The organism is Parvibaculum sp., from assembly GCF_049671045.1.
In the GTDB taxonomy this organism is placed as follows: Bacteria; Pseudomonadota; Alphaproteobacteria; order Parvibaculales; family Parvibaculaceae; genus Parvibaculum.
In genome coordinates, this window is record NZ_JBATUH010000064.1 from 37,163 (window position 1) to 63,946 (window position 26,784).

24 protein-coding genes and 1 tRNA gene are annotated in these 26,784 nt (G+C 64.6%); 9 read left to right on the forward strand and 16 right to left on the reverse strand.

Features of this window, described 5'->3' with window-relative positions; all coding sequences use genetic code 11:
- Nucleotides 1-91: 91 nt before the first annotated feature.
- Nucleotides 92-1,705: an AMP-binding protein gene (locus WBG82_RS07825; protein ID WP_424423396.1), complete on the forward strand. Its 1,614-nt coding sequence runs from the start codon at nucleotides 92-94 to the stop codon at nucleotides 1,703-1,705.
- 18 nt (nucleotides 1,706-1,723) lie between these two features.
- On the opposite strand, the gene WBG82_RS07830 is transcribed toward WBG82_RS07825, so the two are convergent.
- The 4 genes from WBG82_RS07830 to WBG82_RS07845 all read right to left on the reverse strand — a co-directional run bounded on the left by WBG82_RS07830 (nucleotide 1,724) and on the right by WBG82_RS07845 (nucleotide 6,846).
- Nucleotides 1,724-3,397, reverse strand: a complete 1,674-nt coding sequence (locus WBG82_RS07830) for an FAD-binding oxidoreductase (RefSeq protein WP_424423398.1) — start codon at nucleotides 3,395-3,397, stop codon at nucleotides 1,724-1,726.
- Nucleotides 3,398-3,416: 19 nt separating this feature from the next.
- Nucleotides 3,417-4,382, reverse strand: a complete 966-nt coding sequence (locus WBG82_RS07835) for a diacylglycerol/lipid kinase family protein (RefSeq protein WP_424423400.1) — start codon at nucleotides 4,380-4,382, stop codon at nucleotides 3,417-3,419.
- Nucleotides 4,382-6,124 (reverse strand): FAD-dependent oxidoreductase, encoded by a 1,743-nt coding sequence (locus tag WBG82_RS07840; protein ID WP_424423402.1) that lies wholly within the window; start codon nucleotides 6,122-6,124, stop codon nucleotides 4,382-4,384. Before WBG82_RS07840 ends, WBG82_RS07835 begins: the two co-directional genes overlap by 1 nt.
- Before the next feature lie 71 nt (nucleotides 6,125-6,195).
- Nucleotides 6,196-6,846 carry a 2-hydroxychromene-2-carboxylate isomerase gene (locus WBG82_RS07845; protein WP_424423405.1) on the reverse strand — a complete coding sequence of 217 codons (651 nt, stop codon included), beginning with the start codon at nucleotides 6,844-6,846 and terminating at the stop codon, nucleotides 6,196-6,198.
- Between the two features lie 227 nt (nucleotides 6,847-7,073).
- Between WBG82_RS07845 and WBG82_RS07850 the strand changes: the two genes are divergently transcribed.
- From WBG82_RS07850 to WBG82_RS07860, 3 genes are all read left to right on the forward strand, one after another.
- Nucleotides 7,074-7,982, forward strand: a complete 909-nt coding sequence (locus tag WBG82_RS07850) for an alpha/beta fold hydrolase (protein ID WP_424423408.1) — start codon at nucleotides 7,074-7,076, stop codon at nucleotides 7,980-7,982.
- Nucleotides 7,983-7,987: 5 nt separating this feature from the next.
- The gene (locus WBG82_RS07855) at nucleotides 7,988-8,893 is read left to right on the forward strand and encodes an alpha/beta fold hydrolase (RefSeq protein ID WP_424423410.1); all 906 of its coding nucleotides are present in this window, start codon (nucleotides 7,988-7,990) and stop codon (nucleotides 8,891-8,893) included.
- 107 nt (nucleotides 8,894-9,000) lie between these two features.
- Nucleotides 9,001-10,002 carry an alpha/beta fold hydrolase gene (locus WBG82_RS07860; RefSeq protein WP_424423413.1) on the forward strand — a complete coding sequence of 334 codons (1,002 nt, stop codon included), beginning with the start codon at nucleotides 9,001-9,003 and terminating at the stop codon, nucleotides 10,000-10,002.
- Between the two features lie 157 nt (nucleotides 10,003-10,159).
- Here WBG82_RS07860 and WBG82_RS07865 read toward each other — a convergent pair whose 3' ends face one another.
- The 9 genes from WBG82_RS07865 to WBG82_RS07905 all read right to left on the reverse strand — a co-directional run bounded on the left by WBG82_RS07865 (nucleotide 10,160) and on the right by WBG82_RS07905 (nucleotide 20,461).
- Nucleotides 10,160-10,960: a phosphatase PAP2 family protein gene (locus WBG82_RS07865; protein ID WP_424423415.1), complete on the reverse strand. Its 801-nt coding sequence runs from the start codon at nucleotides 10,958-10,960 to the stop codon at nucleotides 10,160-10,162.
- 73 nt (nucleotides 10,961-11,033) lie between these two features.
- Nucleotides 11,034-11,801, reverse strand: a complete 768-nt coding sequence (locus tag WBG82_RS07870) for an SDR family oxidoreductase (protein WP_424423418.1) — start codon at nucleotides 11,799-11,801, stop codon at nucleotides 11,034-11,036.
- A 96-nt stretch (nucleotides 11,802-11,897) separates the two neighbouring features.
- Nucleotides 11,898-13,763, reverse strand: a complete 1,866-nt coding sequence (locus tag WBG82_RS07875) for a monovalent cation:proton antiporter-2 (CPA2) family protein (protein WP_424423421.1) — start codon at nucleotides 13,761-13,763, stop codon at nucleotides 11,898-11,900.
- A gap of 161 nt (nucleotides 13,764-13,924) precedes the next feature.
- Nucleotides 13,925-15,775, reverse strand: a complete 1,851-nt coding sequence (locus WBG82_RS07880; protein ID WP_424423423.1) for an acyl-CoA dehydrogenase C-terminal domain-containing protein — start codon at nucleotides 15,773-15,775, stop codon at nucleotides 13,925-13,927.
- 91 nt (nucleotides 15,776-15,866) lie between these two features.
- Complete coding sequence (locus WBG82_RS07885; RefSeq protein WP_424423426.1) at nucleotides 15,867-17,363, reverse strand: protein kinase domain-containing protein; 1,497 nt, start codon at nucleotides 17,361-17,363, stop codon at nucleotides 15,867-15,869.
- A 937-nt stretch (nucleotides 17,364-18,300) separates the two neighbouring features.
- Complete coding sequence (locus tag WBG82_RS07890; protein WP_424423428.1) at nucleotides 18,301-18,804, reverse strand: hypothetical protein; 504 nt, start codon at nucleotides 18,802-18,804, stop codon at nucleotides 18,301-18,303.
- Nucleotides 18,801-19,217, reverse strand: a complete 417-nt coding sequence (locus tag WBG82_RS07895; RefSeq protein WP_424423431.1) for an ester cyclase — start codon at nucleotides 19,215-19,217, stop codon at nucleotides 18,801-18,803. The genes WBG82_RS07890 and WBG82_RS07895 overlap by 4 nt, the downstream gene beginning before the upstream one ends.
- A gap of 15 nt (nucleotides 19,218-19,232) precedes the next feature.
- Nucleotides 19,233-20,045 carry an enoyl-CoA hydratase/isomerase family protein gene (locus WBG82_RS07900; RefSeq protein WP_424423434.1) on the reverse strand — a complete coding sequence of 271 codons (813 nt, stop codon included), beginning with the start codon at nucleotides 20,043-20,045 and terminating at the stop codon, nucleotides 19,233-19,235.
- A 74-nt stretch (nucleotides 20,046-20,119) separates the two neighbouring features.
- Nucleotides 20,120-20,461, reverse strand: coding sequence for a PilZ domain-containing protein (locus WBG82_RS07905; RefSeq protein ID WP_424423436.1), 342 nt, complete (start codon nucleotides 20,459-20,461; stop codon nucleotides 20,120-20,122).
- 142 nt (nucleotides 20,462-20,603) lie between these two features.
- Between WBG82_RS07905 and WBG82_RS07910 the strand changes: the two genes are divergently transcribed.
- Complete coding sequence (locus WBG82_RS07910) at nucleotides 20,604-21,014, forward strand: DUF6165 family protein (protein ID WP_424423439.1); 411 nt, start codon at nucleotides 20,604-20,606, stop codon at nucleotides 21,012-21,014.
- On the opposite strand, the gene WBG82_RS07915 is transcribed toward WBG82_RS07910, so the two are convergent.
- Nucleotides 21,011-21,955 (reverse strand): glycosyltransferase family 9 protein, encoded by a 945-nt coding sequence (locus WBG82_RS07915; protein ID WP_424423442.1) that lies wholly within the window; start codon nucleotides 21,953-21,955, stop codon nucleotides 21,011-21,013. The two genes, WBG82_RS07910 and WBG82_RS07915, sit on opposite strands and share 4 nt — an antisense overlap.
- 257 nt (nucleotides 21,956-22,212) lie before the next feature.
- On the opposite strand from WBG82_RS07915, the gene WBG82_RS07920 reads away from it, so the two are divergent.
- Genes WBG82_RS07920 through WBG82_RS07930 form a run of 3 tightly spaced genes read left to right on the forward strand, consistent with a single transcriptional unit; the run spans nucleotide 22,213 to nucleotide 25,388 of the window.
- On the forward strand, nucleotides 22,213-23,445 hold the full coding sequence (locus WBG82_RS07920; protein ID WP_424423444.1) for an efflux RND transporter periplasmic adaptor subunit: 1,233 nt from the start codon (nucleotides 22,213-22,215) through the stop codon (nucleotides 23,443-23,445).
- A complete protein-coding gene (locus tag WBG82_RS07925; RefSeq protein ID WP_424423447.1) occupies nucleotides 23,442-24,182 on the forward strand; it encodes an ABC transporter ATP-binding protein in 741 nt (246 codons plus the stop codon). The genes WBG82_RS07920 and WBG82_RS07925 overlap by 4 nt, the downstream gene beginning before the upstream one ends.
- A 3-nt stretch (nucleotides 24,183-24,185) precedes the next feature.
- Entirely contained in the window at nucleotides 24,186-25,388 is a 1,203-nt protein-coding gene (locus WBG82_RS07930; protein WP_424423450.1) for an ABC transporter permease, read from the forward strand.
- Between the two features lie 15 nt (nucleotides 25,389-25,403).
- On the opposite strand, the gene WBG82_RS07935 is transcribed toward WBG82_RS07930, so the two are convergent.
- Nucleotides 25,404-25,622: a DUF2061 domain-containing protein gene (locus WBG82_RS07935; protein ID WP_424423453.1), complete on the reverse strand. Its 219-nt coding sequence runs from the start codon at nucleotides 25,620-25,622 to the stop codon at nucleotides 25,404-25,406.
- Between the two features lie 46 nt (nucleotides 25,623-25,668).
- A tRNA-Arg gene (locus WBG82_RS07940) sits at nucleotides 25,669-25,745 on the reverse strand.
- A gap of 428 nt (nucleotides 25,746-26,173) precedes the next feature.
- On the opposite strand from WBG82_RS07940, the gene WBG82_RS07945 reads away from it, so the two are divergent.
- On the forward strand, nucleotides 26,174-26,784 hold a 611-nt coding region (locus WBG82_RS07945; RefSeq protein ID WP_424423456.1), incomplete at its 3' end, for a LuxR C-terminal-related transcriptional regulator.

A 26,784-nucleotide genomic window follows, 5' to 3' on the forward strand; every position in this document is an offset into this window, starting at 1 on the left:
GCCGCCCCTCGCGGGAGCGCGAGTCTAGAACCTGAATGGAACGTCAGACAAGCATGGTATAGAGAGCAAAAAAAAGCCCGAGGAGGAAGAGATGCCAGTCCCGACTTCGCCCCGATTGCGTTCGCCCGCCATCCACCCTTTTTCGGGGTTCGATGTGCCGCGCCTGCTTGCCCATCACGCGGCGGCGCGGCCCGATCACCCGTTTCTGATCTGGGAGCCCTTCGAGGGGCCGTCCCGCGTCTGGACCTATGCGGGCTTCGCCGATGAGGTGGCGCGGGTTGCGGCGGGGCTGAAAGCGCGCGGCGTGAAGTTCGGCGAGCGCGTGCTCATCCATCTCGACAACTGCCCGGAAGCGCTCATCGCCTGGTATGCCTGCGCGCATCTCGGCGCGGTCGCTGTCACCACCAATGCGCGCTCGGCGGCGGACGAACTCACCTATTTCGCCGCTCATGCCGGGGCTGTCGGCGCGATCACGCAGCCGAAATTCGCCGAGCTCGTGCAGTCGAGCTGCCATGACATCAAATGGCTCGCCGTCACCGAGACGGATAATGGCGCCCCCGCCGCTCAAGGCCACCGGCCCGGCAAGGCGGAGAGCTTCGCCGCGCTCCATGGCGATCCGGCGACGGTGCCGATGCGCGCTCCCGATCCCATGGCCAATGTCGGCATTCAATACACATCCGGCACCACCTCGCGGCCGAAGGGCGTGGTCTGGACGCATGCCAATGCGCTCTGGGGCGCAAAGCTCTGCGCCATGCACGAAACACTGACGCCGGAGGACGTTCACCTCGTCTATCTGCCGCTCTTCCACACCAATGCGCAGTCCTATTCGGTGCTGGCGACGCTCTGGGTCGGCGGCACGGTGGTCGTGCAGCCGCGCTTCTCGGCCTCGCGTTTCTGGGAGGTTTCACTCCGCCATCGCTGCACCTGGACCTCGATGGTACCGTTCTGCGTGCGCGCGCTGATGGGGCAGGAGGTGCCGAAGGCGCATCATTACAGGCTCTGGGGCAATGGCATCGCATCGCTGCCGACCGACGCGCATTTCAGTGTGCGGACGATGGGCTGGTGGGGCATGACCGAAACGATCACCCATGGCATCGTGAGCGATCCCTTCGTGCCCGCGCCGCCCATGACGATCGGCAAGCCGTCGCCCGCCTATGAGATCGCGATCATCAGGGAGGATGGCCGGCCCGCCGAAGCGGGCGACACGGGCGCGCTTCTCATTCGCGGCATTCCGGGCCTCTCGCTCTTCAAGGAATATCTCAACAATCCGGAAGCGACGGCCTCGAGCTATGACGAGCAGGGCTTCTTCATCACCGGCGACCGCGTGACGCTTCTGGAGGACGGCTATATCCGCTTTGCCGACCGCGACAAGGACATGCTGAAAGTGGGCGGCGAGAATGTCGCCGCCTCCGAGATCGAAACCGTCATCATGGCGGTCGGCGGCATTCAGGAATGCGCCGTGGTCGGGCGCAAGGACCCGATGCTCGACGAGGTTCCGGTCGCCTTCCTGCTGGTGCCGGGCGGCGAGGCGGCGGCGCCCGCCGATCTCAAGGAGCGCGTCATGGCGGCCTGCCGCAAGTCGCTCGCCGACTTCAAGGTGCCGCGCGACATCCGCATCGTCGATGCGCTGCCGCGCTCGACGCTGGAAAAGATCGCCAAGGCCGAGCTTCGCAACGCGCTGGAGAGCGAAGGCGCCGGGAGCTGAGCGGCGGCGTGGCTTACGTCAGCCGATGAGCTTTCCGGGGTTCAGGACGCCGGCCGGATCGAGTTCGCGCTTCAGCGCCTTCAGCACCTCATAGCCGACGGGGCCCTTCTCCTCGGCGAGCCATGGCGCATGGTCGAGGCCGACGCCGTGGTGATGGCTGATCGTGCCGCGATGCTCGAGAATGGCGTCCGAAGCCGCGCGCTTGATCGCCTGCCATTGCTCTACCTCGCAGTCGAGCTGGCGGGGGAAGACGAAGGTGAAGTAGAGGCTCGCCCCGTCGGGATAGGAATGGCTCACATGCGCCATGACGATGCCGCGCGCGCCGCGCTCGGGCATGTTGGCGGCCATTGCGCCCTCGATCGCGGCGACCACCTCATTGTGCAGGTTCGTGATGTTCGACCAGCGCGTCGAGGTTTCGAGCGTGTCGATGCCGATGCCATGGTCGAGCATCGGGTCTCGCGAATAGGGGGCGTGGAAACGGCCGTGATACCATTTGTGGCCCGGCCCGGTGCCGAGCGCCAGCGCGCCGAGCTTCTTGCAGATCGCCTGTGTCTGTGCTTGCGCCCAGACGACCGTGTCGGCATCGCCTTCATGGCCGATCAGCATGAGGCAGGGCGCTTCGTCGAACCCCTTGAGGCGGAGATAGGCGCGCTGCGCCCGCGCCTTGAGGCTCGTCGGCGAAGAGGTGGATGAAAAGGCCTGGAAGAAATGCGTCTCCGGCGCGTCCGAGAGGCGCACCATGGCGACGGGAATGTCGGCATGGTTGATGCGGCGCGCCGCTTCGATGCCGCTCTCGAAATTCTTGAAGAGATAGCCGCGATAATCCTTCCGCGCGGGCAGGACGTGGATTTTCACCGTCGCCTCGCAGATGACGCCGAGCGTTCCTTCCGAGCCCGCCACGAGCTGGTTGAGATTGGGGCCCGCGGCCGAGGCGGGCGTCGCCTCCGTCGCCCAGAAGCCCTTCGGCGTTGCGAGGCTCGCCGAGACGAGCCACTTCTCCGCCTTGCCGTAGCGGTTCGACTGCTGGCCCGCGCCGCGCGCCGCGATCCAGCCGCCGAGCGTCGAGAACTCGAAGCTCTGCGGATAATGCGCGAGCGTCACGCCATGCTGCTGAAGCGCCGCTTCGAGCGCGGGGCCGTATATGCCCGCCTCCACGGTCGCGGTCATTGCGATCTTGTCGATCTGGATGACGCGCGACATCAGCGTCGTGTCGAGGGTGATGACGGCGCCGCCCAATGATTTCGGCATGGCATTGATGCCGCCGACGACGGAAGAGCCGCCGCCAAAGGGAATGAGGGTGATGTCCTCTTCCGCCGCGAGCTTCACCAGCGCTAGCGTTTCATCGGCGCTGCGAGGATAGACGACGGCGTCTGGCACCATGTCGAGCATGCCCGCGCGCAGATAGAGGAGATCGTGATAGCTCTTGCCACGGGCGTGGAAGGCACGCTCGTAATCGTCGAGCTTCACCTGATCGGCGCCGACGATCGCGCGCAGACGGTCGAGCAGCGGCGTATCGAGGCGGCAAGCGGGAATACGGATCTCCGACAGCGGCCTTGCGGGCGTTGCGGGAAGGCGCGAAAGGCCGAGCGTCGTCCTGATCCACTCCCATTGCGGCGCGCCGTCGGGCAGCACGTTTTCCTGCGCGGCCGGACCCCAGCCATTCCAGCGAAGCGATGCGCGGTCGATCGTCATCGTAACCTCTTGTCTTCTCTCAGCAGCGGAGCGTGATGGCGGAGGGCAGAATTTCGAAGCGGGCGGGAAGCCGTCCCGGCGCTTCGCCATCCACGTCGAGGAGCACGGGCGCGTCGCCGACAGGCGTCGCGGTCAGGCTAGTGGCGCGGATGTGAAGGACTTTCGGATTTTGGATATGCGTGCCGGCACGCAGAGCGTTCGAGCCCGTCAGCATGTCGCCAAAGGTCGTGTCGCGCATGATGACGACTTCGAAATGGCCGCTATCAGGCTCGGCCATGGGCGCCATCATCATGCCGCCGCCGAAGAAGCGGCCATTGGCAATGGCGCCGACGCCGACATTCAGCACCTCGTCGAAACCCTGATCGGTGATGATGCGGACGGGATGGGGCTTGTAGCGCGCCGAGGTGACGAGCGTTGCCCAGAGAAAGGCGAAGCTGCCGCCAAAGAGTTTCGAAAATTTCGCGCGGTTGACGGCGCGCACGACCTCGCCCGAAAGGCCGAAGCTCGCGATGTTGTTGAAATAGCGTGCCGCCTCGCCGCCATCCTCGGCGACGAAGGTGAGCCGCCCGACGTCGATCCGGCGCGTCGTGCCCTGGGCGATACGGGCGACGCAGGCTTCAAGCTCATCCGGCAGGCCGAAGCTCCTGCGGAAATCGCCGCCCGTGCCGGTGTTGAGGATGGCGAGATGCGCTTCGGGGTTGATGAGCGCGCCATTCTCGAAAAAGCCGTTCACAACCTCGCTGATCGTGCCATCGCCGCCGACGGCGATGACGAGCTGGGCGCCTTCCTTGAGCGCCTTCTGCGCGAGGGCGGCGGCGGGAAGGTAGCGGGGCGTGGAGGCGCCTTGCGTGAAATGCGCGCGGATGGGCCCGAGCTCGCGTTCGAGCGCCGCGCGGATGAGGCGCCAGGCGCGTCCCGTGCGTCCGCCGCCCGAGCGCGGGTTCACGATCGCTGCGATATGGGGCGTGCCGGGCGTCATCGTCATCAGCGATCCGCGCTCCTTGTGGCCTCGGCGAGGGACGCGCCTCTCATATCGCCTTCATTGGCGGGCGGCTGCGTCTCAAAGAGGCGAACCGCATCGGCGATTTCGTTGGCGATCGTCGTGTCGTCCCAGCCGAGTTCGCGCGCCATCAGCTCGGTCACCCGGTTGACGATGGGAACGCCGGGATGTCCGAGCGTGCCGAGGCCGGTGCGGCGGAAGAGAACGTCGGAGAGATGGCGCGCCATTTCGTGGCGAATGGCGTGGATCACCTGCACGGCGAGCACGCTCGTATCGCCGGAGAGCCGCCGCAGAAGCTCCTCGCGTTCGCCCGGCCGTTCGTTGGCCGTCGCCAGCACCTCGTCGATGCGGCTGCCATAATAGTTGCAGAGATTTTCGACGACCTCGGCGGGCAGATGCGGGTGGCGTTTCCGCGCACGGGCGATGAAGCTCTTGAGCCTTCCGATCTCGCCGCCATAGACGGGCGTGCAATGGGTTTCGCATTTCGCCTGGCGGCCGAGCTTCATCAGCGCGAGATCGACGACCTGCTCGGCGAGATGGCGCGATGTGGTCCATTTGCCGCCCATGGCAGAGATGAGGCCGTAAGTGTCGTCGATCTTTTCGTGATCGAGCACTTCGGCGGCGCGGCTCGCATTGTAGGAATCCTTGCCCCCTTCCTCGCCGGAGGCGGGGCTTGAATCCACGAGCGGACGGATGCCGACATAGAAATGAAGAATGTCCTCGCGCTTGAGGCCGAGGCCCGGCAGCCCGTCATTCACGACGCTGAGGAAATCGCGCAGATCCTGCTCGGTCACGCCGACCTTGTCGGGATCATCGTCGAAGACCGTGTCGGTGGTGCCGATGATGGTGTGCCCGCGCCACGGAATGACGAAGAAATGCCCGCCAATATCGGACTGGATGGCAAGCGCATTCAGGCCCGAAATCTCGCGCGTGATGATGTGGATGCCCTTCGAGCGGATGAGGCGGCGGGCGGGCTTGCCGCCTTCGGCAAGGCCCATCAGCGTGTCGGCCCAGGGGCCGGCGGCGTTAATGACGATCCGGCCCCGGATGCGGTGCGTCTCGCCGGAGTGGCGGTCCTTCACCTGAACGCCGGAGATGCGGCGGCTGGCGCCAGCCGCGTTCCCCATCTCGAAGCCCGTGACCTCGGCATAATTCGCCGCATCGGCGCCGAATTCGACCGCGCCCTCGATACATTCGAGGCAGAGGCGCTCGGGCGCGAACATCTGGCAGTCATAGTAGATCTTGGCGCCGGTGAGCCTGTCGCGCTTCAGCGTCGGCATGAGCCTCAGCGCCTCGTCGCGCGAGATCGAGCGGAAGCCGGGGATCTTCTTGTCGTCGTCGGAGACGAAATTGCGGTCGTAGGAGAGGAGATCGTAGAAGGCGAGGCCGATTGAGAGCACGGGCCCGCTCTTCATCCCGTGGCCATAGGTCGGCAGGATGAAGGGCAAGGGATGCACCATATGCGGCGCGATACTCTCCCATATGCGCCGTTCACGGAGCGATTCGCGCACGAGCCTCAGCTCGCCATTGACGAGATAGCGAAGGCCGCCATGCACGAGCTTCGATGAGCCCGAAGTCGTGGCATGGGCGAAGTCCTCCTTTTCAAGGAGGGCCACCTTGAGGCCCCGCAGCGCCGCGTCCCATGCGATCGAGGCGCCGCTGATGCCGCCGCCCACGATCACGAGATCGTATTCGGTGGCGCTCATTTTCTTCAGATCGCGCTGCATGGGAATTCCGCTTGCTTTGCCGGGCTTGCGGGCGAGGCTACCGGCAGAGCGGCGGCCGGTCCAGTGTGCTCTCAGGCCCGTTTCTTCAGGCCGCGCTTTTCCATCCGCCAGCGGAGGTGATCGACGCGGTCCTGGCCGAAAAAGGGCTCGCCCTCGAAGACCATGAGCGGCACGCCCCAGTGGCCGGCCTGTTTCTGCGCGGCCTCGTTGGCGGCGATGACGGCCTCGTAGCGATCGGGATCGGCTTCGACGAGGCGGTCGAGTTCGGCGAGATCGAGGCCGGCGCGCGCGGCGGCTTCCTTCAGATGGTCGCCCTCATGCCAGTTCTTCACGCCGCCGAAGACGATGCCGCTCACTTCGCGGAGGAAGGCCAGGCCCTTTCCGGCCTCGGTGGCCGCGACGCCGAGCCTTGTGAGGCGGTGGATATAGGGTTGCTCCGCGGCGACGTCGCCCGTCTTGATGTTCATGACGATGGGGTCGGGCGAGGGCCAGGCATAGGGCAGGCCGAGCATTTCGGCGATGCGCATGGTGTCCTTCATGAGATAGGGCGGCCACATCGGATTGACCTTCTTGAAGAAGCCCTCGATGCGCACCGCGATCGGATAGACCGGCCGGACGTTGCAGCGCACGTCATGGTCGCGCTCGAGTTCGATGAGGCGCGGCGTGACGAGATAGGAATAGGGCGAGCGGAAGGACCAGAAGAGGTCGTATTCGAGTGTCATGAGAAGCTTTCCTGGGGGCGGCCCGGCCGTCCGGCGACCGGATAATGGGTTGCATTAATGTGCGGCCGGCGCGCCGCGAAGGCAAGCGCTCGATCTCGGGCTAAAGGCGGCCTGCCGCTTCCTCCTTGCTGGCTTAATGATCTTCATTAACAATGCGCTTTGCTGTGCCCGCTTCGCAGCCGCGCTGATAAGCTTCAGCAAAACACACAAGAATCACGGAGGTTTCCATGCCGCAAGTTCAGGCGAACGGCATCACCATCGAGTATGAGAGCTTCGGCCCGGCCAATCGCGAGACCGTTCTGCTCATCATGGGGCTCGGCGGTCAGCTCACCATGTGGCCGACCGAGCTTTGCAACGAGCTTGTGCAGCGCGGCTATCGCGCCATCCGCTTCGACAATCGCGATGTGGGGCTCTCCACCAAGTTCGACGATGCGGGCATGCCCGACATGGCGGCGATTTTCGGCGCGCTGATGAGCGGGCAGAAGGCCAATGCGCCTTATTCGCTCGATGACATGGCGGCGGACGCGGTCGGGCTTCTCGATGCGCTCGGCATCGAGAAGGCGCATATCGCGGGCGCTTCCATGGGCGGCATGATCGCGCAGCTCGTCGCGACGAACCATCCGGAGCGCGTGCTCTCGCTCACCTCGATCATGTCGACGACGGGCAATGCCGCGCTTCCGCAGGCAAAGCCCGAGGCGATGGAAGTGCTGATGTCGCCGGCCGCGCCCGAAGGCGACCTGGAGGCGATCATCGCGCGCGGCATCAAGGCGTGGAAGACCATCGGCAGCCCCGGCTTCCCGACCGACGAGAAAATCCTGCGCGAATGGGTGATGCGCGATGCGAAGCGCAGCTTCTACCCCGTCGGCGTCGCCCGGCAGATGGCCGCCATCGTCGCCAATGGCGACCGGCGCGAAAAGCTGAAGAACATCGCCGTTCCGGCCGTCGTGCTTCACGGCGCGGACGATCCGCTCGTTCCGGTCGAAGGTGGCAAGGATACGGCGGCGAATATTCCCGGCGCCGAGCTTCGCATCATTCCCGGCATGGGGCACGACTTCCCCGTCGCGCTTGTCGGCACTTTCGCCGATGCGATCACGGCGGCGACGAAACGGGCGGCCGCCGCCCGCGCGGCGGAGTGACGCGCATGGGGATGCGGCAGACGCAAGCGAACGGCATCACCGTCAATTTCGAGGATCTGGGGCCTGCCGACGGCAGGCCCATCCTTTTCGTCAACGGCTACACATCGACGATGATGAGCTGGCCGGCCGAACTGATGGAAGGGCTCGGGGCGCGCGGTTTCCGCGTCATCCGCTATGACAATCGCGATGTCGGCCACAGCGAAAAGCTGAAAGGCATGCCCGATATTCGCGCGGTCGCGGCGGCGGTGCGCGAAGGGCGCAAGCCCGCCATCCCCTATACGCTTTCCGACATGGCGGCCGACGGCATCGGCGTTCTCGATGCGCTCGGCATCGACCGCGCGCATGTCATGGGCATTTCGATGGGCGGCATGATCGTGCAGACGATGGCGATCGATCATCCGGGCCGGCTTCTCAGCGTCACCTCGATCATGTCTACGACGGGCAATCCCGATCTGCCGAAGGCGAGCGAGGCCGCGATGACAGCGCTGCAGGAGCAGCCGCCCGCGCAGGACCGCGAAACCGTGATCCGCCATCGCATGAAGGGCCGCCGCGTCTATCAAAGCCCGGCCTATCCCATGACCGATGAAGCGCTTTATGCGCGCTGTGCGGTGGAATTCGACCACATGTACTATCCTGAAGGCGCCGTGCGGCAATATGCGGCCATTGTCGGCGATGGCAGCCGCGTGGAGCGGCTGAAGGCCGTGCGCGTGCCTTTTCTCGTGATTCACGGGCTTGCCGATCCGCTCGTGCCGCCGGAAGGCGGAATCGACACCGCAAATTCCGTACCCGGCGCAAATCTCGAGCTGATCGAAGGCATGGGACATGATCTGCCCGCCGAATTGTGCCCGCGTTTCGTCGAGCTCATCGCGGAAAACGCGCTTGCAGCGGAGAAGGCAAGCGCCGCCGAATAGCGCTTTGCATATAAGCCACGCATAGTGCCTTTATGCCCCGTTCAACTTTCCTGCCCCGGTGCCGATATAGGGGGTTGCGCCATGTCGGCGCCGAGGTAGGAGAGGACATGCCCCGTATCAAGACAAATGGACTCAGGATCGAATATGAGAGCCTCGGCTCTGCAAAGAGCGAGGCGGTCCTGCTCATCATGGGCCTTGGTGCGCAGCTCACGCAGTGGCCGGCTGCGCTTTGCGAAAAGCTCGTCGAACGCGGCTACCGCGTCATTCGTTTCGACAACCGCGACGTCGGGCTTTCGAGCAAGATCACCAAGGGCAGCAAGCTGAGCTATTCCGAAATGCTTGCCTCGCTTGGCGAAGGCAAGTCGGATTTCGCGCCCTATTCGCTCGCCGACATGGCATCGGACGCGATCGGTCTTCTCGACGGACTGAAGATCGACAAGGCCCACATCGTCGGCATGGCGATGGGCGGCATGATCGCGCAGACGATCGCGGCTGAATATCCCGATCGCACATTGTCGCTGACGTCGATCGCTTCGACGAGCGGCAATCCCGATCTGCCGGGACCGGAGGAGGAGGTGCTGCGCCTGATGCTCAGCCCTGCGCCGGTCGTCAGCGATCTCAGCGGGATCGTCGCGCGCGACATCGAGCTCAACCGGCTGATCGGCAGTCCCGATTATCCGACCGAGGCGGCGACGCTGAAGGAATGGGCGATGCGCGACGCATTGCGCGCCTATTATCCGGCGGGAATCCTCCGCCAGATGGCGGCCGCCATGTCAGGCGGCGATCGCCGCGCGGCGCTCGCGAAGATCAAGGCGCCGACCGTGGTGCTGCATGGCGCGGCCGACCGCTACATTCCGGTCGCGGCGGGCGAGGACACGGCGAAGAACATTCCAGGCGCCGAGCTTCGCGTCGTGCCCGGCATGGGCCACGATCTGCCGACCGCGCTTGCCGGCACGGTCGCCGAGGCGATCGTCGCGGCGGCCGAGCGGGCAACGGGCCCGAGGCCTGCCGTGGAAGCGGGCGCTACCACACGGAATGACGAAGCCGGCAAACCCGGCCCGTTCTCACGGATGTTCCGGCGCTTCCGTCGCGCGATCGTGCCCGCTTGAGGCTCTGAGCGCGCGGCGACCCAACCCTCTCGCTTCCACGATGAAGGAGAGGGTTGGGAGCCGTCGTTCTTTCGCGCGGCGGCGAGCACGCGCCCGCTTTCCTGATTTGCCGCCTTCCCGATCCGCAAATGCGGTTTCCGCTCTTGCCGGGAGCGCTTTACTGACAGAGGGCCTTGCGCAGTTCCGGCCTTGCCTTTTCGAGCTTCGCGCGGAAATCCTCGCGCTGCATGAAGGCCGCTGCGACGAGCGCACCGCTCAGGCGGCCCTGTTCGACATCGCTGGGGAAGTGAACGCCCGCGACGAGGCGGTTGCGGCTGTATTGCTCCGCCCGCACATAGATCCTGTCCTGCGCCTCGGGCAGAAGGCTGGCGAGCACCAGCGCCGTCTCATAGGCGAAGGCCGTGTGCCCGCTCGGATAGGAGGGGCTCTTCTTCAGATTGTCGGTCGGCAGCAACGCGGAGATGCGCGGCAGACCCTCGATCTCCGCCTGATAGGGGCGCAGGCGGCCATAGGCCTGCTTCGCGCCATCGACGGCCATGATGCTGTCCTTCGTCATGGCGTGGATGAGATCGACGGTCGCGGGCAGGGTCGCGGCGAGCGCCTGATCGTCCGGGGCGGTCGCGATCTCCGGCGCGATGGCGCAGGCGGGCGCGGCGATCTCCTGCCAGATCGGGCGGCCGAACTGGGCGAGCGAGGGCCTTGCCCCGTCGGCTATGGCGAGTTTCTTCTCTTCCTCGTCCGCATTCTTCTGCGCGTCGAGCACGGCCTGATAATCGCGCTTCTGAAGGGCGGGGTCCTGAGCGCAGGCGAGCCCCGCGCCGGGCTTCACATCGCTTTGCGGCGGGCAGGGCAGGATCTTCAGCAGATCCGGCACGGCCGGTTCACCGGCCGCAAACGCGCCCGCCGGAAAGGCGAGGCTCGCCGCGAGCAGTCCCGCGGCGAACAGCATATTTCTCATGATGAGCCTCCTTCGATCGTCGGACCGATCGTGACATGGTTTCGCGTCGGTCCGATGACCGAGGGCCATATGATCAGACTTCCGCCGCGCCGCCGTCGCAGGGGATGACGGCCCCCGTCGTATAGGCCGAGGCGCGCGAGGAAAGGAAGATGGCGACGCCGGCGATGTCCTCGGGCGTCCCGATGCGCTTTCTCGGATTGGAGGCCTTGATCGCATCGCCGAAGGTTTCGAGCGTCGCCTTCATCATCTGGCTCGGGAAGGGCCCTGGCGCGATCGCGTTGACGAGGATGTTCTCGCGCGCGAGACGGCCCGCCAGATGCCGCGTGAGCATGATGCAGCCGGCCTTGGAGGAGGAGTAGGCATAGGTTTCGAGTTCCGGCGGCTGGATGCCGTTGATCGAGGCGATGTTGATGACGCGCGCCGGGTCTTCATAGGTCGCGGCCTTGCGCAGTAGCGGCAGCAGCTTCTGTGTGACAAAGAACGGGCCCTTGAGGTTGATGGACATCACCTTGTCCCAGCCGCTCTCGGAATACTGGTCGATGGGCTCGCCCCAGGCGGCGCCCGCATTGTTGACGAGGATGTCGAGCTTCTCCTCGCGCCTGGCCAGTTCGCTGGCGAGCCCTTCGATGCCCTGCACGGTGCCGAGATCGAAGGGGAGCGAGATGCAGGTGCCCTTTTTCGAGAGTTCTTCGGCAAGCTCGTTGCAGGCCTGCGCCTTGCGCGCCGAGATATAGACTTTCGCGCCGGCTTCGACGAAGCCCGTCGCGATCATCTCACCGATGCCGCGCGAGCCGCCGGTGACGAGCGCGACCTTGCCTTCGATATTGAACAGATTTTTCATGGAGACTTCCCCGCCTGAGTGTCAATGGGGGGCAAGCTATCGTGGCCCGGCCGCTGCGTCACCTCTCGAATGCCGCCCCGGCACTTCAGCTTGCGGTCAGTTTCCGGCGCTGCTGCCGACGCTGGAGGGGAGAGGCTCGGAGGGGTTCGTCGCGGCTTCCGCTTCCGGATTGAGCGCGCGGCCCTGATGGCGCGGCTCGATTAGGGGTTCGGGGAGGACGGGCTTCGTATGCATGAGGTGGGCGCCCGCCATCATGCCCTCGGCGAGCTGGAGGGCGAGGCGCTCCTCGTCGCGGCGGCGCATTTCCGCTTCGACATCGCGCACGGCCTCGGGCGAGAAGCCGAGCGCCTTCAGAGCGGCGACGCCAAAGGCCACGGCGGATTCGTAGGTTTCCCGGATCTGGTAATCGACATTGCGCTTGAGCAGGTCGAGCGCGTGGCGCCGGTCGCGCGAGCGGACATAGAGCCTGGCCAGCGGGAAATGCGCCTGGATGAGATCAACGATGCGGAGCGCCACATCGGGCTTCACCACGCAGAGCGCGATGAGCGAGGCGTCCGCCGCGCCTGCCGCGCGCAACACGTCGAGCCGCGTGCCGTCGCCGTAATAGACGCGGAAGCCGAAGCGGGCGGCGGCGCGTATCTGCTCGACATTATGGTCGATCGCCGTCACCTCCACGCCCTGCGACATGAGAAACTGCGCCACCACCTGCCCGAAGCGGCCGAAGCCGATGATGATGACCTTGCCATGAGCGTCGGAGAAATCGGCGTCGGGCTCGCGGTCGGCGGCGGGGCGGGCGGCGCGATTGGCGAGCGCGTAGGCAAGCGGCGTCAGCGCGAGCGAAATGGTGACGACGGCGATGAGGAGGCTCGAATTCTTCTCCGTCATCACGCTTGCCGCGGCGGCTGCGCTGAAGAGTACGAAGGCGAATTCGCCCCCCTGCGACAGCACGCTGCCGATCCGCAGCGCATCGTTGTGCGGCGAGCCGGAGATCCGCGCGAGGCCATAGATGAGCGCGGTCTTGACGAGCATGAGGATCAGCACGCCGAGGACGACGAAGGCGGCGTTGGCCGCGACGAGTTCGATGTCGATGCCCATGCCGACCGCGATGAAGAACAGCCCGAGCAGCAGGCCGCGGAAGGGCTCGATGTCGGCCTCGAGTTCATGGCGGAAGCTCGATTCGGCGAGCAGCACGCCGGCAAGGAAGGCGCCCATGGCCATTGAGAGGCCGGCGGCCTTCATGATCATCGCCGCGCCGAGCACGACGAGAAGGGCGGCGGCCGTCATGATCTCGCGGGCCATCGCATTGGCGAGGATGCGGAAGAGCGGATTTAGCAGGTAGCGCGCGCTGAGCACGACGGCGACGACGGCGGCAAGCTCGATCAGCGTCTGGCCGATGCCGCCGGTCGGCGCCTTTCCTCCCGGCGCGATGAGCGCGACGAGGGCGAGCAGGGGGACGATGGCGAGGTCCTGCATGAGCAGGATCGCGAAGGCGCGCTGGCCATAGGGCGCGGTCAGCTCGCCGCGCTCCTCCATCAGCGGCGCGGCGAAGGCGGTCGATGAAAGGGCGAGGCCGAGCCCGGCGATGATCGCGCCGCGGGGCCCGAGGCCCGCCATATGGGCGATGAGGCCGAGCGCCGCGCCGCAGGCGAGCAGTTGCACGAGGCCGAGGCCGACAATGTCGCGGCGCATCGACCAGAGCCGCGAGAGCTTGAGCTCGAGGCCGATGATGAAGAGCAGCATGACGACGCCAAGCTCGGCAAAGGCGAGCACGGCCTGCGAGTCGCTGAAGAAGCCGAACCCCTGCGGGCCTATGGCGATGCCGGCGGCGAGATAGCCGACGATGCTCCCCAGCCGCAGCCGCCTGAAGATCGGCACGGCGATGACGGCAGCCGCCAGGAAGACGATCGGCGCGATGAGCGCCGCGCCGTCGGCAGGCGGGGAGATCGGAACGATGGTCTGCACGGGCGATATTCTGACGTGAAGTCGGGGCTGTGAACAGTGCCCCGGTCGATGCGCAGCACATAGGAGCAAAAGATGGCGGCCATGCGGCGGGCCGAAAGAAAAAGGGCGCTCCCTCGATCTCGCGAGGGGAGCGCCCTTTATGTGTTCAGGGGCGTGCCCGATCAGAAATTGGCGACGTCGAGTTCCATGAGCCCGTCGGCGCCGGCCTTGGCGCGCTCGAGCCAGGCGGCGGTCATCGGCACTTCGCGCTCCATCCAGTAGCGGGCGAGCGTGAGCTTGCGCTTGTAGAAGTCGGGTCGCTCGGTGCCGGCCTTGAGCTTCGCCTGCGCGACCTTCGCCATCTGCGCCCACATCCAGGCGAGCGTCACCGTGCCGAAGATGTTGAGGATGTCGTAGGAGGCGGCGCCCGCATTGTCGTAGTTCCTGGGCGCGTTCTGCATGAGCCAGCCGGCCGCCTCGCCGAGGCGGGCATAGCCCGTCTTCAGCGGCGCGATGAAGGGCGCCATTTCGGCGTCGCCCTCGTTCTCCTTGATGAAGGCTTCGAGCTTGCCGAAGAAGGTGAGCGTCGCGCGGCCGCCCTTCATGGTCATCTTGCGGGCGACGAGGTCGAGGGCCTGGATGCCGTTCGCGCCTTCATAGACCTGGTTGATGCGCGCATCGCGCACGAACTGCTCCATGCCGTTGTCGCGGATATAGCCATGGCCGCCGAAGACCTGCATCGAGGCATTGGCCGCCTCGAAGCCCTTGTCGGTGAAATAGGCCTTGATGACCGGCGTGAAGAGCTGGCTCAGATCCTCGGCCTCCTGGCGCTCCTTCTCGTCCGGGCTCGAGCGCGCGACCGAGAAGAGGAAGGAGACATACATGGCGAGCGCGCGGGCGCCCTCGACGAAGCTGCGCGAGGCGATGAGCAGGCGGCGCACGTCGGGGAAGACGATGATCGGGTCGGCGGGGCCGTCCGGATTCTTCGCGCCGGTGAGCGCGCGGCCGGCGAGCCGCTCCGTCGCATAGGCGACGCCGTTCTGATAGGCGACCTCGCCCGCGGCGATGCCCTGGATGCCGACGCCCATGCGCGCGCCGTTCATCATGCCGAACATGCCGGCCATGCCGGCCGACTTCGACTTCACGACCTTGCCGTCCTCGGCCTTCTTCTCGGGCGCACGGCCCTTGAGGTGGTAGGCGACGGCATTGTCGAAGTTGAGCACGCAGGTCGCGTTGCCCTTGATGCCCATCTTCTTCTCGACCGAGCCGCAGGTGACGCCGTTCGGGCCCTTGATCTCGCCGGTCTCGGGATCGACCAGCATCTTCGGCACCATGAAGAAGTTCACCGTCGAGAGATCGTCGACATATTTGCCTTCCTCGTTCGGCAGCTTCGCGATCACCATGTGGATGATGTTCTCGGTGATGTCCTGATCGCCGCCCGAGATGAAGATCTTCGTGCCGGTGATGCGGTAGGTGCCGTCATCCTGCTTGACTGCGCGCGTCTTCATGAGCTTGAGGTCGGTGCCGCAATGGGGCTCGGTGAGGCACATGGTGCCCGCCCAGTCGCCATCGGCCATGCGCTGGGCCACATGCTGGCGCATCCAGTCCTCGCCCGTCGCCCAGAGTGCGCCAAGCGCGGCGCCGGTGAGACCGGGATACATCGCGAAGGCCTGATTGGACGACGAGCCCATCTCCGAGAAGGCGAAGGTGATGACGGAGGGAAGGTTCGCGCCGCCCAGTTCCTCGGCGACGCCGAGCTTGTTCCAGCCGCCATCGGCATAGGCGCGGAAGGCTTCCTTGAAGCCCTTGGGCGTGCGCACGACGCCGTTTTCGAGGTAGCAGCCTTCCTCGTCGCCCGACTGGTTGAGCGGCTGGAGGACTTCCTCGCAGAACTTCGCGCCGCCCTCGAGGATCGCGCTCGTCATGTCGGGCGTCAGCTCGGCGAAGCCGGGCAGGTCGGTCCGCTTCTCGATCTCGAGAAGTTCGTGGAAGAGAAACAGAAAATCTTCGACCGGCGCCTTGTAGCTCGGCATGGGCTCGCTCCGTAGCTTTCAATAATGTCAGTAAGGAAGCGAGATACTGCTATATGACGCTAGGGAAGGCAAGTGGGCTGACGCTAGGAATCTATGATGGCCATTGTGTTATAGGCATCGAATTCGGTCGCCCAAGGTCACCCGTAGCTGCTCTGGCGATCAACCCGATCCATCGATTCTGGAAATCGTGTTCATCTTCTCCGTCTATTGGGTAAGGCCCATATGCCAAATTTACGCTGTGTATGCCATTGCTAAGAGCCAAGTCGACGTCTGTGTCATCTCCATCAATTGCATAAGGTTCAAAGCCGGATGGACCGCCTTTAAAGCTCCAAAATGCCATCTCATACCATCGATGGCCGATGCCGTCGTTCCGATCGGCAAAAAGTAGACTCGCGGACCATCTGTAAGTGTAATCTTTCGATTGGCATGTAGTCCCAATTGTTGACCAACCAATCACGTGCCAGCCGGAACTGCCATACGCTTTTCTCCCTGTGCGGATTGAAATGGATCGTTCGTCAATAGTCTTGGCATTGCTGAGAAATGTTGTGCCAACGCCGAACCGGAGTTCGACTTTGCTGACCATGACCACGCTGTCCGACAGATGTTTGACTTGTGAAAATAATCTGTCGCGAATGCCGGTAAGCTCCCGTGAGGCGTCAGCAAATAATGCTTCATGCCTCTTCCTGCGGTCGGCCTCCGATGACCGTTTTGCCTCCTCTTCTGCTTCAATCGCTGCAACTTTTTTTGCCGCCTCGGCCAGAGCATGTAACGAGGAGTGGGCCTTCTTTTGTTCGCGTTCTATTTCAGCAAAGACTTGATTGCAGCGAGACAACGTCGGTCGTGCTTCGGGAGGCTTGCGTAGCATCTGCGAAACGAATGCCGCGATCCTTGGCGGAAGCCGATCTATTTGTGGCGGTGCGACATTTAAATGTTGTTCGCGAATTTGATCCAATGACCCTCCAAATGGAGGACGCCCTGTCGCAATTGCATGAACTATGCAACCAAGCGCATAAACGTCAGTTGCAGTTGTCGAGCGTTCCCCTCGCCATTGTTCGGGAGCTGCATATAGTGGTGTAAGCGCCCCGCGAAGCGTTTCTAATGAGGTTGAATCTTCGACAAATTTGGCAATCCCAAAATCCGCGATCTTCCAAGCGCCCCCATGAAGCAAGACGTTGGATGGCTTGAGATCGCGATGCGTGATGTCATGCACTTCCTGCAGCCCACTCACGATTTCTTTAAGTGCTTTTCGAATTAGTTCGAAGTCGATCCCATCTGGTGCTGCGTTTATCTTGTCCTGCAAGCTGTGTTCGCAACGTGGCATAACCAGAAAGTAGCGATCAGATTCCGCATCTTGTCCCGCGTCCAAGACCGGCACGATATGCGCCAAATCACGGCGCATTAATTCGTTGCCGATGTTTAGTTCTCGGTGGGCGGCTTGTGCTGCACTTATCTTCAATCGTTTAACTGCGACCTGCCCGGTCTGCCCGGTCCCGGCGAATACTTCGCCAAACCCACCCTCGGCACCCAAGGGACGGCTATCGTCGAAGGTCCATTCGCCTCCGGGTAGCTTGATAATATGTTCCGTCATCTCATGTTCCCATCGCCTTCACCTCGCCGTCGGCGAACCCATCGGCATTTCGGTAGCATGTGCTTCCTTGGAATAGAAATATTCTGTTTACAGATTGTATGAAATTATGTTTGTAATTGACAGTATTTGAGTGCGATGACCTATTTTTGCCAGGGAGGCTGATATGTCTCGTTACTATGTCAACATGAGCGCGCAATCAAATGGCGATCATGAGGTGCATGTTACAACTTGCTCATTTCTGCCACGCGAGGAAAATAGATTGTACTTGGGAGAATTTGATTCCTGCACCCCTGCCGTTCGTGAGGCCAAGAAGTATTATTTGCGATCGAATGGCTGCTATTATTGCTGCAATGCTTGCAATACGGGTTGAGTGTGGATCGGCGCGGGGTTATAAACTCGTCGTCCCCCGACTTGATCGGGGGATCCATCTTGCGGCGCTGACGCGAGCATGAAGTTGGATGGCCCGGTCAAGCCGGGCCGTGACGGGCGGACAGAAATATTGGAATTCTTATCCCCCCTCGCTCCGTACACACCATATCAATTCCGTCTCGCTCCGCGAACGGCGCGTCCGGACTGGCCGAATGCGTGGGGAACGTCAAGGCAGCGTTCTGCGCCTTGCGGGCAACCAGCCGCAAGGCCCGGAAGGTCCGTAAGGGGAGACGGCACTATGACCGGCCGGAGCCGCGGCCGATGAAAGTGGCGGTGTCCGAGGTGGGTTCGGTGTAGGCCAAAATCCGCTGTGTGCGAAGCGAGGGAAGGCGCGCAACGCCCGCAATTCAAATCCCTGCAACATAAATCAACGCGACATCACCGCCGCTTCGCTCCCCTTCATTCTTTCGGGGGCGGTGTTTCGGGGGCGGTGTTTCGGGGGCCGAGCCGAGGGGCGAAGATGGACCCTGCGTCAAGTGCGGGGTGACGGTTCCCCGGGAGGCGCTTGTCAGCCAGGGCAGCCCTTGCGGGGGGCTTTTGCGGCGATCCCGGCGCGGTCGAGCGGAATGAGATCCGTCTTCGCCGCGCCGCGCGCGATCATGGCGAGGTTGGTCGCCAGGTCCTGCGCGTCGTCTTCGAGATCGCCCGCGCGCCAGAGGATGCAGCGCGCATAGGGCCGCGCGTCCCTGGCGCCGACGCCGCGCGGCCGGTCGGCGAGCGACGCCTCCATCAGCATCTTCCGCAGCGAGGCGAGGCGCGTCCCGGCATGGGTGGCAAGAGGCTTTGCCGCCTCCGCATCGAGGCCCGTTTTGATCTTGTCCGCCAGTGTCACGAGTTCCGCCTGCATGGCGGCGATGTCCTTCAGCGTCGCCTCATAGCGCATGCGGTCGTAGCTTTCGGCGTGAGCGAGAGCGGGGAGGGCAAGAGCGGCCACGCCGAACGCCGCCACCGCAATTGCGCGGTTGAGGCGCGCCATGACGCGCGGGCTGGCGCGGTTGAGGAGCGGCCTCATGGCGCAAGCTGCCGCTGCATCGAGGCGCTATCCCGCGCACCCCAGCGCCGCGCGATCTTTCCGTCCTTCATCTCGAACCACTCCATCGCCACGAGTTCATATGACTTGCCCGTGGGCTCGCTCCCCCGGAAGGGCGCGCGGAAAGTGCCGCGCTCGGTGTAGCGCGCGGCGACCGTGTTTCCTTCCGCCACCATGTCCTCGATGGTGAGGTTGAGCCCATAGGCGGCATGGAGATCGCGCCAGACCGGCATCGCCACCTCGTCGATATTGCCCCAGCCGAGCACGCCCTGGATCACCGCATCGGCGGTGAAGAGCGCGCGCAGCCGGCCGAAGTCGCCGGCGTTGAAGGCCGCCACATAGAGACGCACTGTTTCCTTGTTCACCTCGCCCGTGGCCGCGCCTTCATCGCCCATGCGTTCTCTCCGCTCTCAGCTATTGGTGAATTCGGGCTTGCGCTTCTGCAGGAAAGCGGCGATCCCTTCCTTCATGTCGTTCGTCTGGGCACAGAGGATCTGGTTGCGGTCCTCCATGGCGATGGCGGCCTCGAGGCTTCCGGCATCGATCGACATGTTGAGACATTCCTTGGTGAGGCGGAGCCCGATGGGCGAGGTCGCGAGCATCTCCTCGATATAGGGGCGGGCGGCTTCCTCGAGCTCATCGTCCGGCACGACTTCCGAAACGAGGCCCACGCGCTCGGCGCGCGCCGCATTGATGAAGCGGCCGGTCATCATGAGTTCGGACGCGACCGAAACGCCGACAAGGCGGGGCAGGAAATAGGAGACGCCGATATCGCAGGCGGAAAGGCCGATGCGGATGAAGGCTGCGTTCATGCGCGCGCTCTCGCCCGCGATGCGGATGTCGGAAGCGAGCGCGAAGGCGAAGCCGCCGCCGCATGCCGGCCCATGCACGAGGCTGATGATCGCCTGCGGGCAGCGGCGCATGCGCATGACGATTTCCGAAATCGCGCGCTGCCCCCTGAGGCCCGCGACGACGCCGCCCGAATTGGCGCCGGGCTCGGTGCGCGATATGGCGCTCGCCTTGAGGTCGAGACCGGCGCAATAGGCGCGGCCCGCGCCCTTCATCACGACGATGCGAACGGAATGGTCGGTATAGAGCTTGCCGAAATAGTCCTGAAGCTCCTCCGTCATTTTCGGATTGATCGAGTTCAGCGCCTCGGGCCGGTTGAGGGTCAGCCAGTCGACGGGGCCTTCCTTGCGGATGCTGAGCGTTTCGTAAGCCATGTCTTTCTCCCTGCGGTTTTTCGTTGGGAGAAGATTAGCGCGGGAGCCATGGCGAGCGCGAGTGCGGCGCGGCGCTATTCCTGCCGCGCGTCCATTTCGTCGAGGATGCGTTCAGGCAGGTCGAGCCAGCGCAGCGCGAGGACGCCGCCGGGCTCGATGCGCATGACCTCGGCGGCGAAGGGGCGGCCGCGCTCGCGCTTGTGCCAGCGCAGCGTGCCCGAGAGGATCTCGCCGATCGCGGCCTCGCCCCTGAAGGTTTCGATGCAGACGCCGCCCGCCGACCAGTCCCGGGCGCGATGCTCGGTGCCGCCGATCGCCACGAAGAGCCACGGTTCGGACGAGCGCATGGCCGAACGCCGCTCAGGCATTTCCAGCCTGCCGCGCAGATGCTCGACAATGCGCGCGATCAGCGACATCGAGTTCCCCGGCCCTTCCCCATTATGGACAGTTTGCAGGGATTGAACGCAGAAACCAAGAGATGAAACGCGATTATCGGTCCGTTATAAGAGCATCTGGTTTCAATCCACGCCAATTTCACCGAAACGAGACACTGTCAGCATGATCCGCAAGAGCGAAGCGAGGCCGATCCTCATCGAGGTCGGCCCCGGCGAACTGATCGACAAGATCACCATTCTGGAGATCAAATCCGAACGCATGAGCGATGTGGAGAAGCTCAGAAACGTGCGTCACGAGCTTGGCATACTCAATGCCGCGCGCGCCGCGCATATTCCGGCCACGGCGGAACTCGCCCGGCTCGAGGCCCAGCTCAAGGCGGTCAACGAGGCGCTCTGGATCATCGAGGACGACATCAGGCAGTGCGAGGCGGACAGGGATTTCGGCGGGGAATTCGTCGCGCTCGCGCGTTCCGTCTATAAGCAGAACGACAAGCGGGCCGCGCTGAAAAAGGAGATCAACCTTCTCACGGGCTCGGCCATCGTCGAGGAAAAATCCTATACGGAATTCAGCTAGGCCGGGCTGCGCTCGAGTTTCACGCGCAGATGGATTTCGTCGAGCACGCGCTCGACCGGCAGCGCCGCGAGTTGCTGGACCTCGATCACGGCGAAATTCTCGCGCTCGATGCCGGTGAGGGCGGCGGGCGCATAGTCGCCGAAGAGCGCGAGCCCCTGCGTGCCGAGATGCGAGGCGAGGTGGCTCGGCCCCGTATCGTTGCCGACGACGAAGGCCGCGCGCTTCAGGAGCCCCGCAAGCTCGAACCAGCTGAAGAATCCGCGCGAGGCCCTGAGCTTGATGCCGGGGATCGTCTGCGCGAGTTCGAGTTCATCGGGCCCCGGCGCCATTACGACCCCGTGGCCCTCGGCGATCAGCCGGCCCGCGAGTTCGGCATAATAGGGCCAGCGCTTTTCGGGGTGGCGCGCCGAGCAGCCGGGGATGAGCATGATATAGGGCTCGCGCACGCCAGCGCCTTCGAGGATCGCCGTCACGTCGTCGGCGAGCCATGACACATCGGGCTTTCGCGTGTGGCGGATTGTGAGCCCCGCATCCTTGAGCTGGCCCGCGAGCCGGTCGAGGGTGCGGATTTTCTTCGGGTTCCTCGCGCGGTGCGGGTGGCTGCATCCGGGTGCCGTTCCCGACCAGTTGGTGTGCTGGAAGAACCAGTGAAAATAGGAGGCGGTGCGCGCGGAGTTCTGCAGGTCATAGACCATGTCGAAATTCCGGGCCTTCAACTCCTTGCCGAGCTTCCACATGAGGTCGATGCGCCAGCGCGGCGCGCGCGGATCGAGCATGACGTGATCGACCCATGGGCAGCGCTCGAAGATGCGGCGATAGAGCGGCGTCGTGAGAACGGTGATGTCGTCGCCGGGATGATTTTCGCGGATGTCGCGCAGCGCGCCTTCAGACTGGATCACATCGCCAAAGGCGCCGTGCTTGATGATCAGGATGCGCCGCATGGCAATCGTCTGCTGCTTCCGGTTTTCCGCCGGCTCCCCCCGGCGTCGCAAGAATGTCACAGCGCCTGCGGCGGCGCGAGGCGAAATGCGCGCGGCAGGGCTTCTGCCAGCCCTGCTATATCATGTTTGGGGCCCCTGTCCCGGATGAGGCGCGGGGCCATTGCGCGGGAACATATGCCGTATATGAGAAGGCGGCCGCCGCGGGGTATGGTCCCCGGAGGCAAGGTTCGGGTATCGGGCGAGTACGCAGGCAGGCGATGACGGAAACGAGGGACGAAGTGGCGGCGCGGCTCGGCCTGCGTCCGGGCGAGGCAGGGCGCCGGGGCATTCTTGCCTGGGTGAAGGCGCATAAGCGGCTCGCCGGAGGGCTCGGCCTCGCGCTCCTCGTCCTTGCCGGTGGGCGGCTTCTCGCGGGCGGCGGCGATGCGGCCCAATATGTGAGCGAGCCGGTGGCGCGGGGCGATCTCCGCGTCACGGTGACGGCGACGGGCACGGTCGAGCCCGTGATTTCGGTCACGGTCGGCAGCGAGGTTTCGGGCCGGATCGAGAAGGTGCTCGTCGATCACAACGATCATGTGAAGGCGGGAGATGTCATCGCAAGGATCGACACAACCTCGCTTGCGATCGCCGTTGCGAAGTCCAGGGCCAATCTCGAGGAAGCGCGGGCGGCCGTGCTTCAGGCCGAGGCGACGCGCATCGAGGCGGCGGCCAAGCTGAAGCGCTACCGCATGCTCGCCCGGCAGAACGCGATCTCGGAACTCGATCTCGATGCGGCGCTCGCCGATCTCAAGCGGGCGGAGGCCAATCTCGCAAGCGCCAGGGCGAGGGTGAAGTCGAACGAGGCGCAGCTTGCCGCCGATGAAACCTCGCTCTCCAAGGCGACCATCGTGTCGCCGATCGACGGTGTCGTCATCTCGCGCGATGTCGAGCCGGGGCAGACGGTCGCCGCGACCTTCGAGACGCCGAAGCTCTTCACGCTCGCAGGCGATCTCAGCCGCATGGAGCTTCAGGTCAAGGTCGACGAAGCCGATGTGGGCGAGGTGCGCGAGGGGCAGAGGGCGACCTTCAGCGTCGATGCCTATCCCAACAGGCGCTTCGAGGAGCGGATCAGGAGCGTGCGCTTTGCCGCGAGCACCACGAACAACGTCGTCTCCTATGTCGCGATCCTGACCGTGGACAATGAAGACCTCGCGCTCCGTCCCGGCATGACCGCGACGGCGGAGATCATCACGGCGGAAAAGAAGGACGTGCTGCTCGTGCCGAATGGCGCGGTGCGCTTCACGCCGCCGGGCCTGAATCCTCCAGCCGCCCGCATGGACGGCAAGGGCGCGGTCGAGAAATATGTCTGGACGCTCAAGGAGGGCGCGCCGGTCGCCCTTCCGCTTCATCTCGGGCTGACGGATGGACAGCATACGGAGGTTGTCGGGGGCGAGATCGCGCCCGGCACGGAAGTCCTCACCGACGTCAAGGCCGAAGCGGGGAAGGCATGAATACCGGGGCGGCATCGCGCCGCACGGAGCCGCCGCTCATCGAGTTTCGCGGCGTATCGAAAATCTACGGTCGCGGCGAAACCGAAGTTCGCGCGCTCGACCGGGTCGATTTCATCGTCCGCGACGGTGAGTTCGTCGCCGTCATGGGCCCGAGCGGCTCCGGCAAATCGACCTGCATGAACATCATGGGCTGTCTCGATACGCCGAGCGGCGGCGACTTTCTCTTTCGCGGGCTCGATGCGGGCAGGCTCGACCGCGACCGGCGCGCCCTTCTGCGGCGCAACTATCTCGGCTTCGTGTTTCAGGGCTTCAATCTCCTGAAGCGCACGACGGCGCTCGAGAATGTCGAATTACCGCTCATCTATCGCGGGGTGCCGCGGGCCGAGCGGCACAGGCGGGCGCGCGAGGCGCTGGCCGCGGTCGGTCTTGCCGATCGCGCCTCGCACACATCGGCCGAGCTTTCCGGCGGCCAGCAACAGCGTGTCGCCATCGCGCGTGCCATTGCGAGCGAGCCGGCCCTTCTCCTTGCCGACGAGCCGACCGGCAATCTCGATTCCCAGCGTTCGCGCGAGATCATGGAGCTTCTGCTTCGCCTCAATCGCGAGCGGGGTATCACCATCGTCATGGTGACGCATGAGCCCGACATGGCGGCCTATTGCGGCCGTGCGGTGCGGTTTCTCGACGGGCGGATCGCGGCCGATCTGGCCGGGCCCGGCGCGCCGCAGGCGGGAGGGTAGGTCATGCTCCTCGAGACGCTCCTGCTTTCCCTGCGCGAGATCCGCCGCAATGCGATGCGCTCCGTCCTCACCATGCTCGGCATCGTGATCGGCGTCGCCGCCGTCATTGCCATGGTGACGCTTGGCGGCGGCGCGCAGCGCAAGGTCGCCAGCGATATTTCGAGCCTCGGCAAGAACCTGCTCATGGTCATGCCCGGCGCCCGCCAGCATGGGCCGAGCGCTGGTGCCGCCGCCTTCAAGCTCGCGGATGTCGCCGCGATCGAGCGCGGCATCGACGGGCTCGAGGCGGTGGCGCCGATGTCGACCAGCACCGCGCTCGCGGTCTATGGCAATTCCAACTGGTCGACCACGGTGTCGGGCGCGACGGGCGCCTATTTCCGTGCGCGGCAGTGGAGCGTCGAGGAGGGGCGTCTCTTCGACGAGGCGGAGGAGCGCGCGGGCCGCGCCGTCTGCATGATCGGCTCGACCGTGCGGGCCAAGCTCTTCGGCCAGCAGAGCCCCCTCGGCGTGCGCCTCAGGATCGGCACGAATTCCTGCGAGATCGTGGGGCTGCTCCAGAGCAAGGGAAGCTCGGGCTTCGGCAACGATCAGGACGATGTTGTCATTCTGCCGATCCTCGCCTTTCAGCGCCGCATTTCCGGCACGGACGATGTGTCGATGATTTTCCTCTCTGTACGGAGCGAGCAGGCGATTTCGCGCGTGCGCGCGGGCGTCGAGGCGCTGTTGCGGCAGCGCCGCCGCATCGTGCAGGGCAAGAGCGACGATTTTCAGGTTCAGGACATGCGCGAGATTTCAAATCTCGTTGAAAGAACGACCATGCTGCTCACCGCCTTTCTGGGCGCGGTTGCCGCCATCAGCCTCGTCGTCGGCGGCATCGGCATCATGAACATCATGCTCGTTTCGGTGACGGAGCGGACGCGTGAAATCGGCATCCGCCTCGCCATCGGCGCCTATGAACGCGAAGTGCTGTTGCAGTTTCTTGTCGAGGCGTCCGCGATCTCGCTTCTGGGCGGCGTTCTCGGCATCGCGATCGGGCTTGCCATTTCGGCGGCGGCGGCCGCGCTTATCGGCATACCCTTTGTGCCCGATCCGGGCGTCATCGTCATCGCCTTCTTCTTCTCGGCGGCGGTGGGCGTCGCCTTCGGCTATTTCCCGGCCCGCCGCGCCGCCCGGCTCGACCCGATCGAGGCGCTGCGCTTCGAGTGAAGGCGGCGTCCTTTCCTATTCGAGATCGATATGGGCCCAGATGCGCTCGTGCAGGTAGTACCAGACGAGCTTCGTCAGAATCTCGCCGAGCGCTATGGCGCCCCCTGCGAGCGGCGCCCCGGTGACGAACCAGGCGATCAGAAATGTGTCGATGCTTGCAGTCGTCCGCCAGCTCAGCGTCTTGAGCAGGCTTCGCTTGTTCGACGAGCGCGCCCGGGTCTTCCAAACCTGCATCTGGACTCTCCGTTCGGTTGGGGAGCCAGGCCCGCGTCCCGATTGGTGGTGACCCCGGCACGATTCGAACGTGCGACCCCCAGATTAGGAATCTGGTGCTCTATCCGGCTGAGCTACGGGGCCCCGGCTCACGGGTGGGCACCCTACGTCAGCCTTTCCCATACTGCAACGATTCCAGAAACGGGCCTATGAGTCGGTTTCCGGCCCCTGATTGGCCGTGCCAGGACGGGAGAATCGCCACGATTCGCCCGCAAATCCCGCCCGGGCCGCGCGCGGCATCCTTATTGCTTGAGGTCTAGAGAGCGCCAGTCTCTGGCCTGAGTGCATAGATCTATGCATGTGGCCGGCTATCGAAAGTTTTCATCCATGAGTGGGAAAAACTGCCCGCCGACTATTTACGTTCGGTCCAAAATGGGCCTAAAACCCTTCCAACTGCATCCGGAAGTTGTCATTGGTTGTGTGGCCGAGGTTATACACGCAATGATTGCTCCGGGCGAATTCGGGACCCGGGCCGGCGCTCCGGCGGCGGGCCCAGCGAAGGGGCATCGTCCATGCGCGTTCTGATTCTCGGCGAGCAACCCGTCTATTGCGCCGGCCTTGCCGCCATTGTCGGCCGGCTCGACAGCGCCGCGAGCGTCGACGTCAGCGTGGGCGCGCAGGCGCTTTTCGAGGCCCGGCCGGAGGAGGCGGATCTCATCCTCGTCGAACTGGCGGGGCCGGGCACGGCGGACCGGCGCGAGGCGCTGCGCCGCCTCGTGGCAACGCCCCTTTCGCGGGTGGTCGTTTTCAGCGACAAGGATTCGCCGAGCTTCGTGCGCGAGACGATGGAACTTGGCGTCAGGGGCTTCATCCCGAAGGATCTCGGCGTCAATCTGGTCGAGAGCGCGCTGCGCCACATCGAGATGGGCGGGCGGTATGTGCCCGATTCGCTGCTGAGTTCGCGGCCGGAGGGGTTTGCCGAGGCGCCGGAGGCCTTCATCGCGGGTGGGCAGGAAAAGCTCACGCCGCGCCAGCGCGAGGTTCTGATCGAATTGGGCAAGGGCCGCTCCAATCAGGAGATCGCGCAGGTTCTCGGCATATCGGTCGCGACGGTGAAGCTGCACGTCAATGCGATCCTGCATGCGCTCGGCGTGCGCAATCGCACGGAGGCCGCCATCATCGC

Bases quoted from the DNA above. Each gene is read 5' to 3' on its own strand.
- WBG82_RS07885 (WP_424423426.1), bottom strand. From the start codon at position 17,363: ATGACGGAACATATTATCAAGCTACCCGGAGGCGAATGGACCTTCGAC.
- WBG82_RS07925 (WP_424423447.1), top strand. From the start codon at position 23,442: ATGAATACCGGGGCGGCATCGCGCCGCACGGAGCCGCCGCTCATCGAG.
- WBG82_RS07855 (WP_424423410.1), top strand. From the start codon at position 7,988: ATGGGGATGCGGCAGACGCAAGCGAACGGCATCACCGTCAATTTCGAG.
- WBG82_RS07880 (WP_424423423.1), bottom strand. From the start codon at position 15,775: ATGCCGAGCTACAAGGCGCCGGTCGAAGATTTTCTGTTTCTCTTCCAC.
- WBG82_RS07865 (WP_424423415.1), bottom strand. From the start codon at position 10,960: ATGAGAAATATGCTGTTCGCCGCGGGACTGCTCGCGGCGAGCCTCGCC.
- WBG82_RS07830 (WP_424423398.1), bottom strand. From the start codon at position 3,397: ATGACGATCGACCGCGCATCGCTTCGCTGGAATGGCTGGGGTCCGGCC.
- WBG82_RS07935 (WP_424423453.1), bottom strand. From the start codon at position 25,622: ATGCAGGTTTGGAAGACCCGGGCGCGCTCGTCGAACAAGCGAAGCCTG.
- WBG82_RS07845 (WP_424423405.1), bottom strand. From the start codon at position 6,846: ATGACACTCGAATACGACCTCTTCTGGTCCTTCCGCTCGCCCTATTCC.
- WBG82_RS07895 (WP_424423431.1), bottom strand. From the start codon at position 19,217: ATGGGCGATGAAGGCGCGGCCACGGGCGAGGTGAACAAGGAAACAGTG.
- WBG82_RS07825 (WP_424423396.1), top strand. From the start codon at position 92: ATGCCAGTCCCGACTTCGCCCCGATTGCGTTCGCCCGCCATCCACCCT.
- WBG82_RS07890 (WP_424423428.1), bottom strand. From the start codon at position 18,804: ATGAGGCCGCTCCTCAACCGCGCCAGCCCGCGCGTCATGGCGCGCCTC.
- WBG82_RS07860 (WP_424423413.1), top strand. From the start codon at position 9,001: ATGCCCCGTATCAAGACAAATGGACTCAGGATCGAATATGAGAGCCTC.
- WBG82_RS07930 (WP_424423450.1), top strand. From the start codon at position 24,186: ATGCTCCTCGAGACGCTCCTGCTTTCCCTGCGCGAGATCCGCCGCAAT.
- WBG82_RS07905 (WP_424423436.1), bottom strand. From the start codon at position 20,461: ATGTCGCTGATCGCGCGCATTGTCGAGCATCTGCGCGGCAGGCTGGAA.
- WBG82_RS07910 (WP_424423439.1), top strand. From the start codon at position 20,604: ATGATCCGCAAGAGCGAAGCGAGGCCGATCCTCATCGAGGTCGGCCCC.
- WBG82_RS07850 (WP_424423408.1), top strand. From the start codon at position 7,074: ATGCCGCAAGTTCAGGCGAACGGCATCACCATCGAGTATGAGAGCTTC.
- WBG82_RS07870 (WP_424423418.1), bottom strand. From the start codon at position 11,801: ATGAAAAATCTGTTCAATATCGAAGGCAAGGTCGCGCTCGTCACCGGC.
- WBG82_RS07915 (WP_424423442.1), bottom strand. From the start codon at position 21,955: ATGCGGCGCATCCTGATCATCAAGCACGGCGCCTTTGGCGATGTGATC.
- WBG82_RS07840 (WP_424423402.1), bottom strand. From the start codon at position 6,124: ATGCAGCGCGATCTGAAGAAAATGAGCGCCACCGAATACGATCTCGTG.
- WBG82_RS07900 (WP_424423434.1), bottom strand. From the start codon at position 20,045: ATGGCTTACGAAACGCTCAGCATCCGCAAGGAAGGCCCCGTCGACTGG.
- WBG82_RS07920 (WP_424423444.1), top strand. From the start codon at position 22,213: ATGACGGAAACGAGGGACGAAGTGGCGGCGCGGCTCGGCCTGCGTCCG.
- WBG82_RS07835 (WP_424423400.1), bottom strand. From the start codon at position 4,382: ATGACGATGACGCCCGGCACGCCCCATATCGCAGCGATCGTGAACCCG.